At 67.2% G+C, this 13,433-nt stretch carries 15 protein-coding genes; 4 read left to right on the top strand and 11 right to left on the bottom strand.

What is annotated here, in order from left to right; genetic code table 11:
* Nucleotides 1-211: 211 nt before the first annotated feature.
* Nucleotides 212-574: a DUF6481 family protein gene (locus tag H556_RS0106610; RefSeq protein WP_024353690.1), complete on the top strand. Its 363-nt coding sequence runs from the start codon at nt 212-214 to the stop codon at nt 572-574.
* A 42-nt stretch (nt 575-616) separates the two neighbouring features.
* On the opposite strand, the gene H556_RS0106605 is transcribed toward H556_RS0106610, so the two are convergent.
* Nucleotides 617-886 carry a hypothetical protein gene (locus H556_RS0106605; protein ID WP_024353689.1) on the bottom strand — a complete coding sequence of 90 codons (270 nt, stop codon included), beginning with the start codon at nt 884-886 and terminating at the stop codon, nt 617-619.
* 236 nt (nt 887-1,122) lie between these two features.
* Between H556_RS0106605 and H556_RS0106600 the strand changes: the two genes are divergently transcribed.
* The gene (locus H556_RS0106600; RefSeq protein WP_024353688.1) at nt 1,123-1,599 is read left to right on the top strand and encodes a Dps family protein; all 477 of its coding nucleotides are present in this window, start codon (nt 1,123-1,125) and stop codon (nt 1,597-1,599) included.
* A 124-nt stretch (nt 1,600-1,723) separates the two neighbouring features.
* Complete coding sequence (locus H556_RS0106595; RefSeq protein WP_024353687.1) at nt 1,724-2,914, top strand: cell wall hydrolase; 1,191 nt, start codon at nt 1,724-1,726, stop codon at nt 2,912-2,914.
* 11 nt (nt 2,915-2,925) lie between these two features.
* On the opposite strand, the gene H556_RS0106590 is transcribed toward H556_RS0106595, so the two are convergent.
* Nucleotides 2,926-3,177: a helix-turn-helix domain-containing protein gene (locus tag H556_RS0106590; protein WP_024353686.1), complete on the bottom strand. Its 252-nt coding sequence runs from the start codon at nt 3,175-3,177 to the stop codon at nt 2,926-2,928.
* Entirely contained in the window at nt 3,177-3,779 is a 603-nt protein-coding gene (locus tag H556_RS0106585; RefSeq protein ID WP_024353685.1) for a DUF2975 domain-containing protein, read from the bottom strand. Before H556_RS0106585 ends, H556_RS0106590 begins: the two co-directional genes overlap by 1 nt.
* 114 nt (nt 3,780-3,893) lie before the next feature.
* Here H556_RS0106585 and H556_RS0106580 point away from each other — a divergent pair, with 114 nt between their 5' ends.
* Complete coding sequence (locus H556_RS0106580; RefSeq protein ID WP_029673271.1) at nt 3,894-4,817, top strand: MBL fold metallo-hydrolase; 924 nt, start codon at nt 3,894-3,896, stop codon at nt 4,815-4,817.
* 15 nt (nt 4,818-4,832) lie between these two features.
* On the opposite strand, the gene trxB is transcribed toward H556_RS0106580, so the two are convergent.
* From trxB to carB, 8 genes are all read right to left on the bottom strand, one after another.
* Entirely contained in the window at nt 4,833-5,840 is a 1,008-nt protein-coding gene (gene trxB, locus H556_RS0106575; protein WP_024353683.1) for a thioredoxin-disulfide reductase, read from the bottom strand.
* 75 nt (nt 5,841-5,915) lie between these two features.
* Nucleotides 5,916-6,257 carry a hypothetical protein gene (locus H556_RS0106570; protein ID WP_024353682.1) on the bottom strand — a complete coding sequence of 114 codons (342 nt, stop codon included), beginning with the start codon at nt 6,255-6,257 and terminating at the stop codon, nt 5,916-5,918.
* Between the two features lie 158 nt (nt 6,258-6,415).
* Nucleotides 6,416-7,396, bottom strand: coding sequence for a mitochondrial fission ELM1 family protein (locus H556_RS0106565; protein ID WP_024353681.1), 981 nt, complete (start codon nt 7,394-7,396; stop codon nt 6,416-6,418).
* Between the two features lie 38 nt (nt 7,397-7,434).
* Nucleotides 7,435-7,908, bottom strand: coding sequence for a transcription elongation factor GreA (gene greA, locus H556_RS0106560; protein WP_003170051.1), 474 nt, complete (start codon nt 7,906-7,908; stop codon nt 7,435-7,437).
* A gap of 203 nt (nt 7,909-8,111) precedes the next feature.
* Entirely contained in the window at nt 8,112-8,312 is a 201-nt protein-coding gene (locus H556_RS0106555; RefSeq protein WP_024353680.1) for a hypothetical protein, read from the bottom strand.
* A 42-nt stretch (nt 8,313-8,354) separates the two neighbouring features.
* On the bottom strand, nt 8,355-8,561 hold the full coding sequence (locus tag H556_RS0106550; protein WP_024353679.1) for a hypothetical protein: 207 nt from the start codon (nt 8,559-8,561) through the stop codon (nt 8,355-8,357).
* 71 nt (nt 8,562-8,632) lie between these two features.
* Nucleotides 8,633-9,961: an amidohydrolase gene (locus H556_RS0106545; protein ID WP_024353678.1), complete on the bottom strand. Its 1,329-nt coding sequence runs from the start codon at nt 9,959-9,961 to the stop codon at nt 8,633-8,635.
* 169 nt (nt 9,962-10,130) lie between these two features.
* The gene (gene carB / locus H556_RS0106540) at nt 10,131-13,430 is read right to left on the bottom strand and encodes a carbamoyl-phosphate synthase large subunit (protein ID WP_024353677.1); all 3,300 of its coding nucleotides are present in this window, start codon (nt 13,428-13,430) and stop codon (nt 10,131-10,133) included.
* Nucleotides 13,431-13,433 lie beyond the last annotated feature (3 nt).

Genomic DNA, 13,433 nt, shown 5'->3' with positions numbered 1-13,433 from the left:
TTGGCCGCGAAACGCGGTCGGAGGGCGTCAGTCGCCGCTAAATCCTATGAAATCGGGCTGTAGAGCTTGATTTCGGCGCGAAATTCGGCTTTGCCCTCCCGCCGGGCCGAGCGTGCCGAAACGCGCTTTGCGCCCCGTCTTGCGGCCGTCGCTTCGGCGATCGGCCCTATTCGCCGTTTCCATTCCCTATCAAGGACACCCGCCTCTCAGCATGCGCGACCTCAAGAACACCGGCTTCAACGACCGCCTGTCCGCCCAGAAAGACGCCAAACAAGCCCTGCTGGCCCGGTTCAAGCCGAAGCCGACGGTTCAGGACCCCGAGTTCGAGAAGCTGGCCGCCAAGCGCGCCGCCGAGAAGGAGGCGATCCGCCAGCAGCACGAACTGGCCAAGGCCGAGCTGCGCCGTGAGAAGGCCGAGAAGGACGCCGCCCGCCTGGCCGCCGAGATGGCCGCTCAGGAAGAGGTCGACGCCGCCAAGCGCGCCGCCCGCAAGGAGCGCAAGCAGTTGACTAAGGAAGAGCAGAAGGCCGCTCGCGACGCCCGCTACGCCGCCCGCAAGGCGCGCAAGCGCTAGGTTGAAGACGCCCCGGCTCTGGCCGGGGCGTTTACGCGCGGCTCACTGATAGATGGCGCCGTTGCTGGTGCAGGTGCCGGTTCGAACGAGCACGTAATGGGACGTCACCGTTCCCACGGCATGCTCGGCCACCCCAGCATAGCCGTTGTAGCAGACACCCGCCTGATAGCCGACCTGAACGGTCTTGGTTGCGTCGCTGAAATAGATGTAATCGTAGAGGGGGTCAGACCACGGCGTGGCGAGTGCTGCGGTGGATAGAGCTGCGCTTATGACGGCTGCCACACACGCAATAGTCTTGATCGAACGAGCCATGATAAAACTCCGTTGATTGGCGACGTGTGACGCTCTCATAAAAAACGTCTGTTTCTGAAATAGAAAATCCGTGATCGCTGAAATCGAAGGGGTTCATGCGCGCAGCAACGCTCATGCCGGTCTGACGTTACAGGGGCGAAGATTCCTGCGAAGTGATGTCGCCGGCCCCTTGGAACGCGGGCCAGACGACCTAACTGCAAGGCTGATCTTCCCCAGCAATGCCAACAGGAGCCGTCATGAACGCCATCGACACCGGTCTGAAGCCCAAGGAACGCGCTGACGTCGCGCGCGAACTGTCCAAGGCCCTGGCCGACAGCTACGCCCTCTATCTGAAGACGCACGGCTACCACTGGAACGTGCGCGGGCCGGAGTTCTTCAGCCTGCACAATCTGCTGGAAGAACAGTACCGCGAAATCTGGGCCGCCCTGGACGAGATCGCCGAGCGTATCCGCGCCCTGGGCGAACTGGCGCCGCAGAGCGCTTCGGCCTTCGCCAATCTCACCTCGATCAAGGACGGCGATCCTGAGAAGGATTCCGCAGCCATGCTCAAGGAGCTGATCAAGGACCACGGCGTCGTCATCGCCACCGCCCGCGCGGCTTTGGACGCCGCCGATGAGGTCGGTGACGAGGCCTCGGTCGACCTGATGACGGTGCGTCTGGCCGCGCACGAAAAGGCGGCCTGGATGCTGCGCTCGAGCCTCGGCGAGCGATAAGGGCCGGAGGGATTACCGTTCCATCTCACGCAACGGTAATCTTGGCGTCTGAAAAGCGCCGGATTGGGCGATCATGCAGATCGCCGGTTTCCGGCGCAGTCAGGCGTCTCTATATGGACATCGCATGACCCTGGGCCGCCTCACGCCGCTGAAGACGACCGGACGCCGCGCCCTGGCTGCGGCGCCTGCGGCCATGGCCGTCACCCTGGCGGCGATGGGCGTGGCCATGTCCGCCAGTTCGACGCCGCGCCCCGACATCGACCGGACGGCCGAGGCGGTGGCGCGCGCCACCGGCGGAGATCTCGGTCCGAACGGCCTGGCGGCGGTGATGGCGCGGATGGACGCGGGCCAACTGGCTGTGGCGCGTCGTCACGACCCGGCTCTGGGGCTGCCTGAACTTTACGGCCTGACTCCCGGTTGGGAGAGTCTGACGCTCAGCGGCAAGCCCAGTCTGGATCAGGGCGTGGCCGGCGTCGCCGCTCAGCAGCTGAACGCCGCCATGCCCAACGCCTTCGGCGCGCTTCAGCCCGCGTTGCCCTTCGTCTTCCGCCCGGCGGACGAGGCGTCGCGCCAGCGCGCCCTGCGCTGCCTGGCCCAGGCCGTCTATTACGAGGCGGCGCTGGAGCCGACCGAGGGGCAGGAGGGCGTGGCCCAGGTGGTGCTGAACCGGGTGCGCGATCCCAACTATCCCGCCAGCGTCTGCGGCGTCGTCTATCAGGGCGCCGAGCGGACCACGGGCTGCCAGTTCAGCTTCACCTGCGACGGTTCTCTGGCGCGCGGCCCGGTGCGCTGGGCCTGGGATCGGGCCGAGCGAGTCGCGGCGCGCGCCCTGAACGGTCATGTGGCCGAGCGCGTGGGCACGGCCACCCACTACCACGCCGACTACGTCCATCCTTGGTGGTCGCCGACCCTGGCCAAGATCACCCAGGTCGGGGCGCATATCTTCTATCGCTGGAAGGGCGCGGCCGGTGAGACGGCCGCCTTCGTCAATGCATACGCGGGCCGCGAGCCGTCGATCGACGAGGCCCGGTTCGCCAAACCGCGCGTCCTGCTCGCCACGGCGGCCGACAGCGTTGAGGCGGCGCTGGAGGGCGCCAGGTCCGGCGAACTGCGCACGGTCGAGATCGAGGGCCAGACCCGCGTCGTCGGCATCGCCAGCCTGGGCGGCCGCCGTCAGGCCAGCAAGGAAGAAATCGCCGCCATCAACGAGCGGCTGAAGGCCTTTGAAAGCGGCGCTGTCCCCAGCGTGACCGCCCCGCCGCCCGCCGGCGTCACGCCCATGGTTGTCGAAGAGGTCGGCAAGCCTCAAGGTTAAGGGGCGGGCGATCAGCCCGTGCCGGTCTTGCGAAGCACGTCGTCATCCGTTTCCGAGACGTCGGGCGCGTATTCCAGAATGTCGGCCGGGCTGCAGTCCAGATAGCGGCAGATGGCGTCCAGGGTGGCGAAGCGCAGGCCGCGGACCTTGCCCGACTTCAGCAGGGATAGGTTGGTCTCGGAAATGCCGATGGCGCGCGCCAGCACGTTCGAGCGCACCTTGCGCCGCGCCATCATCACGTCCAGCCGCACGATAATGGGCATCACACGAACCGCGAGACGTCGTCGTGCACCTCGGCGCCCCAGGCCATGACCCGCGCCACGACGAACAGGATCAGTCCCAGCGCCAGGGCCTTGGCGCTGTCGATCCTCAGCCAGCCCTCGTCGTCGAAACCCGCCAGCGTCACCAGAACATGGCCGAGCGTCGGGGCGACGGCGCAGGCCATTAGCCACAGGGCGATGCCGCCCATGCAGCGGGCGTTCTCCTGGGTCAGGACGACGCCGGACCCGTAGAGGCGGAACAGTCGTCGCAGCCCCCACAACACCGCCAGGGCGGGGGTCATCATCACGCTGGCCGACAGGGCCAGGGCGATCTTCTGAATCCAGGGCAGGGCGCCGACGGTGGTCCAGCCGGGCGGCACGGGCGGGACCGTCGCCTCGATATAGATCTGCATCCCGCCGGGGCGGACCTGCAGTCGTGTTCCGACATAGGTCAGCACGGCCACGACGGCGATCGCCAACAGGGCGGCGCCCAGCGCGAACAGCAGCGTGAACAGCCACTCCAGCGGGCGGCTGAGCCGCCGGATGCGGACGAAGGCGTCAGGCTCCAGCGGAACCGGCGGGGGCAGGGCGACGACGACCGTCATGGGATAACGCTGCTCCAATTCGATTGACGGCTATATTTTTATGTATTTCGATATGATCAGCAACTCAACCAAGGATACGACATGTCGCATCAAGGCCAAGGGCGCCGGTCGCCCATGATCGCGAGTCTGGCTCTGGCGGCCCTGCTGGCCGGTTGCGCTACTCCGGCCAGCCGCCACCCGTTGACGCTCGCAGACCTGGGCGCGGCCTCGCGCGCCTCGGTGCTGGAGGCGAGCCTGGCGCGGCCCGGCGTCGTGACTTTCGAGCGCGTTCGTTTCGCTCAGTGGACGGCGGGACGGGGCGTCTTCATCGATCGCAAGGATCCACGCACGGCGACCGTGCCCAAGGGCGATGAGGAGGCGACGATCTACGCCTATGTGGTGGATCATCCCCGTTTCGGTCGGGTGATGATCGACAGCGGGGTGTCGGCTGAACTGGGGGAGCGGCTGAACGGTCTGATGCGCCGAGCGGTGTCCGACCTTGATCTCCGCATCACGCGTACCACGGCTCAGTGGCTGGACGGCCAGACGCCGCCGCGCGCCGTCTTCCTGACCCATCTGCATTTCGATCATGTGGGCGGGTTGGTCGACCTTCCGGTCGCCACGCCCGTCTATGTGGGCGCAGGCGAGGCTCAGGAACGCAGTCGTGTGAACCTGGTGTTGGGCCGCCCGGCGGACGCCGCCCTGCGCGGCTACGGCCCCCTGCGTGAGTGGCGGTTCGAACCGGATCCCGACGGCCGGTTCGCCGGGGTGCTCGATGTCTTCGGCGACGGTTCGATCTGGGCCATCAGCACGCCGGGGCATTCGGCGGGCTCGACCGCCTATCTGGTCAACGCCGTGGACGGGCCGAAACTGGTGGTCGGCGACGCGGTCAGCACCCGTCTGGGCTGGGAGCAGGGGATGCCCCAGCCGGTCACGCCTGCCGCCCGCGCCGACGCCGAAGCGTCCGCCCAAAGGTTACGCAACTTTGCGGCCGCGCATCCGAATGTGGAGGTGTTCCTCGGCCACCAATCACGGTCGGAGCAGGCCGAGGCGCGTTGAAACGCCTCCTGAATCTCACCAGGCTCCGATCTTCTCGGCTTCCTTGTGGCTGATGGGATGGTGGGCGGCCTTGTGGTCTTCTTCGGCGAGGAAGCGGGCGGCCTCCAGGGCGGCCATGCAGCCCATGCCCGCCGCAGTCACGGCCTGGCGATAGACGTCGTCGGTGACGTCGCCGGCGGCCCAGACGCCCTCGATGGCGGTCGCGGCCGTGCCCGGCTTGACCCGCAGATAGCCGCCGGAGTTGGTCTCCAACTGGCCTTTGAACAGTTCGGACGAGGGGGCGTGGCCGATGGCGATGAAGACGCCGTCGGCGGGGATTTCGCTGATCTCGCCGGTCTTGACGTTCTTCAGGTGCACGCCGGTGACGTTGCGGGCCACGCCGTCGACGACGCCGACGACTTCCTCGACGGCCACGTCCCAGACGACCTTGATCTTGGGATGGGCGAACAGGCGGTCCTGCAGGATCTTCTCGGCCCGGAACTCGTCGCGGCGGTGAACCACGGTGACGGTCTCGGCGAAGTTGGTCAGGAAGAGGGCTTCCTCGACGGCGGTGTTGCCGCCGCCGACCACCACCACCTGCTTGCCGCGATAGAAGAAGCCGTCGCAGGTGGCGCAGGCCGAGACGCCGAAGCCCTGATAGGCGGCCTCTGATTCCAGCCCCAGCCATTTGGCCTGGGCGCCGGTGGAGATGATGACCGTCTCGGCCAGGATTTCAGCGCCTGAATCGAGCGTCAGGCGGAAGGGGCGCTGGGACAGGTCGGCCTGGGTCACGATGTCATGCAGGACTTCCGTGCCGACATGTTCAGCCTGGGCCTGCATCTGCTGCATCAGCCAGGGGCCCTGAATGGTCTCGGCGAAGCCGGGGTAGTTCTCGACGTCCGTGGTGATGGTGAGCTGGCCGCCAGGCTGAAGCCCGGCGATCATCACCGGGTTCAGCGAGGCGCGGGCGGCGTAGATGGCGGCGGTCCAGCCGGCGGGGCCGGAACCGATGATGGCGACACGGACGGTACGAGCTTGGGTCATGGCGCCTATTTAGGCGCTGATTCTCTTAAGCGCGATGCCGATGCGACATTTCACGACCTGCTGCGCCGATTGGCGTCAGGCGTGAGCCTGCTGGCCCTCAGCCTTGCGGGCGGCGCGCAGTTTTTCCAGAGTGTCGGCGACGTCGGACAGAAACGCCTCACGTCGTGCGGCCGCTTCGGCAGGGTCGGCGCCGTTGCGCATGACGCGGCCGTTGAAGACGGAGGCCTCTTCGCGGATGCGCGCGACCAGGGCGGTCAGGTGTCCCTTGCCCTTGCGCTGGTCCATCACCTGGGCGTGGTTGTCGGCGTCACGCAGCCGCCGGGCCAGAGCATCATCAACATCCTGTCCCATCTCGGCGCGGCCAGCCATCTGGCTGAAGTCGTGGGCGTAGAGGCGGATGAAGTTTTCTACGATCAATTCGGAGCGTCCTTTCCGTGAAAAAAGAGCGTCAAAGTTCAAGGCGCAGCCGTCCGATCAGCGTTTCCGCCGTCGGGTTAGGGGTCGTGTTTTGCCTTGATCCCGACATATGGGGACGGCGAGGACGTTTCGCCACCCTTGCGGGGCGGGGGCCGATTTCAGCGGGGTTTGAGGGCCGCCAGAACGGCGCGGGCGGCGCGTTCGGTCTCGTTCAATGGCGCATAGGTCCACGGCGTCAGCGCGCCGTCGAAGGGGCGGGCGGCGCCGCGCGCCTGAAGGTCGGCGTGCAGGCGGGCGAACTTGCCCGGCGCCTTCTTCGCGATCATCGGCAGGACGTGGACCGGCTTGCCGGTTGAGGCGGCCTCGGCGGCCATATTGGCGCTGTCCTCGGTGACGAGGATGTGGTCGGCGGCGTCCAGCATGGCGAACAGGGGGTTGTCGCCCTTGCCGTCCCAGATCCAGCCGGGCAGGGCCGACAGCCGGTCGCTCATCACCGCCTTGGCGGCTTCGGGCGTGCGACGCGAATAGGTCAGCAGCAAGGAGCCGTTTGCGGCGGTGACAGCCTCGGCGATGCGCTGGGCCAGATCGGCGGCGTGGTCGGGCGGCAGGTCGAAGGCGGCGGAGGCGCCGCCCACCATCACCGCCACGCGTGGATGGGGCAGGGGGGCGATGCGCGCGGCGAAGGCGGGCGCCGCCTCGGCCAGTCTTTCGCGTGTGATGCGGTGGGGGCTGCCGGTGATCGACAGGACGTTGGAGCCGCTGAGGTCGTCATGGGCGGGGGCGACGATCAGGTCGTAGCGGTCGTTGCGCCAGCGCGGGTCCTGGGTCTGGACGATGAAGGTCTTGCCGCCGCTCCAGTCGCGCACGCGCGCCGACAGGGGCAGGCTGGCGCGGCCCGTGGCGATCCACAGGTCGGGCCATTCGGATACCGTGCGCGGATCGAAAGAACCCGGCGCCAGCATGGCGGGCGACTTCAGGGCCGAGGGGAGCCGGTTGAAGGCGGGGCGCCAGCGGACCTGCTTGATCTCGATCTCGGCGGGGGTCAGGCGGGCGATGGCCTCAGCCAGCCCCAGAGCCTGGTTCTGGATGCCGGTCCGGCCGTCGGAGACGACCCAGATGGAAAGAGGGCGCGCAGCCATGCCGCGCGCCCTGCCTTCAACCTTGATGTCGGCTGAGGTTACTTCCACTCGACCTTGAGGATTTCATAGGCCTTCACGCCGCCGGGCGTGTTGACCTCGACCACGTCGCCGACCTCCTTGGAGATCAGGGCGCGGGCGATCGGCGAGGCGATGGAGATCTTGCCCAGCTTCACGTCGGCCTCGTGTTCGCCGACGATCTGATAGACGCCTTCTTCCTCGGTGTCCTCGTCCACGAAGGTGACGGTGGCGCCGAACTTGACCTGGTCGCCGGACAGTTTGGACACGTCGATCACCTGGGCGCGGGACAGCTTGTCCTCGATCTCGGCGATCGAGCCTTCGATCCAGCCCTGGCGCTCCTTGGCGGCGTGGTATTCGGCGTTTTCAGACAGATCGCCATGCTCGCGGGCTTCCGCGATGGCGGCGATCACGCTGGGTCGTTCCACCGACTTCAATTGCTTGAGTTGATCGTCGAGGGCGCGATAACCCTCGGCCGTCATCGGCACTTTTTCCATTGTGTCGTGAGTTTCTTGCTACGCCCGAAGACAGATGAGAGACGGTTCGGTGCACCGCGGCCACGGGGGCGTCGCGTGACCGGCCAAAGAAGGTAGGGCGCCCAGCGCTCAAACTCAAGATGGGGCAGGCAGGTCGCTGGACGTTGTTCGTCGCGGCGGAACAGCGCAAGGCGCAGGTCGCCTGCATTTCATTCGCCCGCCCTTCATTCGCTGGACGGCGGTCCTGGCAGGCGATCCCTGCCGAAGGCGCGGCGCAGGGCGGTCCAGGCGATAAAGCCCAGCGCCGCAAGCGCCATCAGCATGAAGGCGCCGGATACGACAGCGACGCCTGCCGCGATAAAGGCGATGACGAAACAGACGGCCGAAAACAGGGCCGCGATCACTTGGATTACGGACAGGCGCATGAAGGTGTTAACGCCTCACAAACCGCCGAGTTGCGGCCGAGCTCAGCGTGCGCGCCCGCGTGATCTACGACGCTGCGGCGGCGCAGCCTTGACCGCAGGCGCGTCTTCGGCGGCGCCGCGACGGTGCTTCCACAACTGCCAGGCTATGCCCGCCAGAGCGATCTTGCCCATGTGGCGGCCCATCATCGCGCGGCCGCGACGCGACAACAGCAGACTGCTTACGAGGGTAGGCAGAGTAGGCAGGAACATGGGCGGCGTCTCCAGACGGAAAGGGAATGTTCCTTCCTCAACGACCAGGACGCCGCCCGGTTCAACAGCCTTTACCGTTTCGGCATCAGGGCCTCGGCGGCCAGCACCGAACCTTCGACACCCAGGGTGACGGCGGGCTCTGGCGTGATGCGGAACAGGCCCGAGTGGTGACCGGCCGCGCCCTTGACCTGGTCGGGCGGCGTGCCGCCGACGCGGAAATAGACGCCCTTCACCCCGAGTTCGGGCGTGACGAACTCGGCGAAGTCCTCGGCGCCCATGCCGGTGCGCGGATTGTCGATCAGCACGTCGTCGCCCAGACCGGCGGTCAGGGCTTCGCGGACGCGGGCGGCCGTCTCGGCGTCATTGATGGTGGGCGGGGTGTTTTCCAGCGGCGACCGCACGACGGTCGGAAGCTTGTCTTCGGGCACGCCCAGGGCGCGGGCGGTGTTCGCCGAGATGCGGTCGATGCCGTCCAGCAGCTTGGCGCGAACCTCGGGGCTGTCCGAGCGGACGGTCAACTGCATGTCGACGCGGTCGGAGATGATGTTGTGTTTGATGCCGCCCTTGATGGCGCCGACCGTGACCACGGCACCCTCCAGCGGGCTGGTCTCGCGGCTGCGCAGGGATTGCAGCGCGACCACGATGTGCGAGGCGACCAGGATCGGATCGACCCCCAGGTGCGGCGAGGCGCCGTGGGTGGCGACGCCGTGGACGGCGATGTCCACGCTGTCCGAACTGGAGGAGGTGATGCCAAGCGGCACGCCGATCCGGCCCGTCGGCGTGTCGGACGAAACGTGGAAGGCCAGGGCGTAGTCCGGCTTGGGGAAGCGCGAATAGAGGCCGTCCTGCACCATGGCGCGGGCGCCGAAGATGCGTTCCTCGGCCGGTTGGGCGATCAGGACCAGGGTGCCCGACCAGTTGGCCTTGCGCGCCTGCATCTGGCGCGCCGTGCCGACCAGGGCGGTGATGTGCACGTCGTGGCCGCAGGCGTGCATGACGGGTTTTTCGACGCCGTCGGTGTCGACCTGACGGGCGGTGGAGGCGTTGGACAGGCCCGACTGCTCCTCGACCGGCAGGCCGTCCATGTCGGCGCGGATCATCACCGTGGGTCCAGGGCCGTTGCGCAGGACGGCGACCACGCCGGTGCCGCCGACGCCGGTGGTGACATCATAGCCCAGAGCGCGCAGTTCCTCCGCCATGCGGGCCGAGGTCTGGACCTCAAGGCCTGACAGTTCGGGGTTGCGGTGGAAATGGTCGAACAGGGCGCCGAGGTTGGCGTCGTAGTCTGCCTTGACGGCGGCCTTCAGCGCAGCGGCGTCGTCGGCGTTCTGGGCGATGGCGGGCGCGGAACCGGCGGCCAGAACGGCGGCCAGAATGGCGGTAAGCGCGGTCTTCTTCATGGTGGTGTCCCCTCCGGTGTCAGGCGCGACCTTAGCCGCTGGAGGGGATGGGGCAACCGGATAAGGCGTGCATTTATCCGCCGACATCCTGAGGCTTGATGGGCCGGTCCCACGAAAAAGCCCCCGACGAGCGATCGTCGGGGGCTTTTCTTCAGGTCTGGGCCTGATCTCAGTTGTAGGACTGGATCGGGCGGACATCCAGTTCGCCGTGGCGGACGGCGGCGATGCCCTGCGCGGCGGCCAGCGAGCCGGACGCCGTGGTGTAGTAGGGGATCTTCATCATCAGGGCCGTGCGGCGGATCGAGAAGCTGTCGGCCAGGGCCTGCTTGCCGTCCGTGGTGTTGAAGACCAGCTGGACCTCGCCGTTCTTCATGGCGTCGACGATGTTTGGACGGCCTTCCAGCACCTTCTTGACCAGACCGACCTCAAGGCCCTGTTCGGTCAGGTAGCTGTGGGTGCCGCCGGTGGCGATGACGGCGAAGCCTTGCGCCAGCAGGGTCTTCACCGCCTCCACGATGAAGGGCTTGTCGGCGTCGCGCACCGAGACGAAGGCCGTGCCCTCGGTCGGCAGGATGGTGCCGCCGCCGGTCTGCGACTTGGCGAAGGCGCGGGCGAAGGCGGGGGCCAGATCGGCCTCGCCCTCACGCTTCCAGTCCAGACCCATGACCTCGCCGGTCGAGCGCATTTCCGGGCCCAGGATGGTGTCGACCCCGGCGAAGCGGGCGAAGGGGAAGACGGCTTCCTTGACCGCGATGTGGTCCAGTTCCTTGTCGACCAAGCCGAAGGACGACAGCGGAACCCCGGCCATGACCTTGGCGGCGATGGCGGCGACCGGCCGGCCGATGGTCTTGGCGACGAAGGGCGCCGTGCGGCTGGCGCGCGGGTTCACTTCCAGCACGAAGATGCGCGGGTTCTCGCTGTGCGGCTCTTCGATGGCGAACTGCACGTTCATCAGGCCGCGCACCTTCAGGGCCTTGGCCATGGCGGTGGTCTGGCGCTTCAGCTCGGCCACCGTTTCGGGGCGCAGGGAGAAGGGCGGCATGGAGCAGGCGCTGTCGCCCGAGTGGACGCCGGCTTCCTCGATATGCTCCAGAACGCCGGCGACGAAGACGGTTTCGTCGTCGCACAGGGCGTCGACGTCCACCTCGGTGGCGCGGTTCAGATAGTGGTCGATCAGCACGGGATCGTCGCCCGAGACGCGCATGGCCTCGCCGACGTAGCGGTCCAGACCCTCGCGGTCGTGGACGATCATCATGCCGCGGCCGCCCAGGACGTAGGAGGGGCGCAGGACGACCGGATAGCCGACCTCCTCGGCCTTGATCGCGGCTTCCTCGGCTGAGCGGGCCAGGGCGTTGGGCGGCTGTTGCAGGCCGATGGCTTGCAGCATCTGCTGGAAGCGCTCGCGGTCCTCGGCCAGGTCGATGCTGTCGACGCTGGTGCCCAGGATCGGCACGCCGTCTTCCTGAAGCGCATGGGCCAACTTCAGCGGGGTCTGGCCGCCGAACTGGACGACCACGCCGATCAGCTCGCCCTTGGAGCGTTCGACGTCGATCAGCTCCAGCACGTCCTCGGCCGTCAGCGGCTCGAAATACAGTCGGTCAGAGGTGTCGTAGTCGGTTGAGACGGTCTCGGGGTTGCAGTTGACCATGATGCTCTCGACGTCGATGTCGGCGAAAGCGAAGGCGGCGTGAACGCAGCAGTAGTCGAACTCGATGCCCTGACCGATACGGTTCGGACCGCCGCCCAGGATGACGGCCTTCCTGCGATCCGACACCTCGGCCTCGCAGGCCGGAACCTGGCCCAGGGCGCCGGTCTCATAGGTCGAATACATATAGGCGGTGGCGCTGGCGAACTCGGCGGCGCAGGTGTCGATGCGCTTGAACACCGGGCGCACGTCCAGAGCGCGGCGGGCCTTGCGGACCTCGCCCTCGGTCTTGCCGGTCAGGGCGCCCAGACGGGCGTCCGAGAAGCCCTTGGCCTTCAGCTTGCGGAAGTCGGTCGCGTCCGTGGGCAGGCCCTGAACGCGGACGTGGCCCTCGGTGCGGATCAGGTCGGCGATCTGACGCAGGAACCACGGCTCATACGAACAGGCGGCCTGGACTTCCTCGACCGTCAGGCCGTGGCGGAAAGCCTGGGCGATGACGCGGATGCGGTCCGGCGTGGGCAGGCCCAACGCGCGGATGACGGCGGCCTTGATCGCGGCGTCGTCCTCGGCGCCGGTTACGCCGTCGATCTCGATGTCGTCGAAGCCGTTCAGGCCGGTCTCCAGACCGCGCAGGGCCTTCTGCATGGATTCCTGGAAGGTGCGGCCGATGGCCATGACCTCGCCGACCGACTTCATCGCCGTGGTCAGCGACGGCTCGGAGCCCGGATATTTCTCGAAGGCGAAGCGCGGGATCTTGGTGACGACATAATCGATGGCCGGCTCGAAGCTGGCCGGGGTCACCATGGTGATGTCGTTCTTCAGCTCGTCCAGCGTGTAGCCGACGGCCAGCTTGGCGGCGATCTTGGCGATCGGGAAGCCGGTGGCCTTGGACGCCAGCGCCGAGGAGCGCGACACGCGCGGGTTCATCTCGATGACGACCAGACGGCCGTCCTTGGGGTTGACCGCGAACTGGACGTTCGAGCCGCCCGTCTCGACCCCGATCTCGCGCAGCACGGCGATCGAGGCCGCGCGCATCATCTGATATTCCTTGTCCGTCAGGGTCATGGCCGGGGCGACGGTTATGCTGTCGCCGGTGTGGACGCCCATCGGGTCGATGTTCTCGATCGAGCAGATGATGATGCAGTTGTCCGCATGATCGCGGACGACCTCCATCTCATATTCCTTCCAGCCCAGCACCGACTCTTCGATCAGCACTTCGGTGGTCGGCGACAGGTCCAGGCCGCGCTCCACGATCTCGTGGAATTCCTCGACGTTGTAGGCGATGCCGCCGCCGGTGCCCGCGAGCGTGAAGGACGGGCGGATGATGGCGGGCAGGCCCACGAAGGCCAGGGCCTCGTCGGCTTCTTCAATATGGTGGATGGCGCGCGAGCGGGGCGATTCCAGGCCCAGCTTGTCCATCGCGTCGCGGAATTTCTGACGGTCCTCGGCCTTGTCGATGACCTCGGCCTTGGCCCCGATCATCTCGACGCCGTGACGGGCCAGGGCGCCCGAGGCGTTCAGGGCCAGGGCCGTGTTCAGCGCCGTCTGGCCGCCCATGGTGGGCAGCAGGGCGTCCGGCTTTTCCTTGGCGATGATCTTCTCGACCATCTCGGGCGTGATCGGCTCGATATAGGTGGCGTCGGCCACCTCCGGGTCGGTCATGATGGTGGCGGGGTTCGAGTTGACCAGGATGACCCGGTAGCCCTCGGCCTTCAGCGCCTTACAGGCCTGAACGCCGGAATAGTCGAACTCACACGCCTGGCCGATGACGATCGGCCCGGCGCCGATGATCAGGATGGACTTGATGTCTGTGCGCTTGGGCATCGG

This window comes from Brevundimonas naejangsanensis DSM 23858, from assembly GCF_000421705.1.
Lineage (GTDB): Bacteria > Pseudomonadota > Alphaproteobacteria > Caulobacterales > Caulobacteraceae > Brevundimonas > Brevundimonas naejangsanensis.
This window is presented reverse-complemented; position numbering and strand designations above follow the sequence as displayed.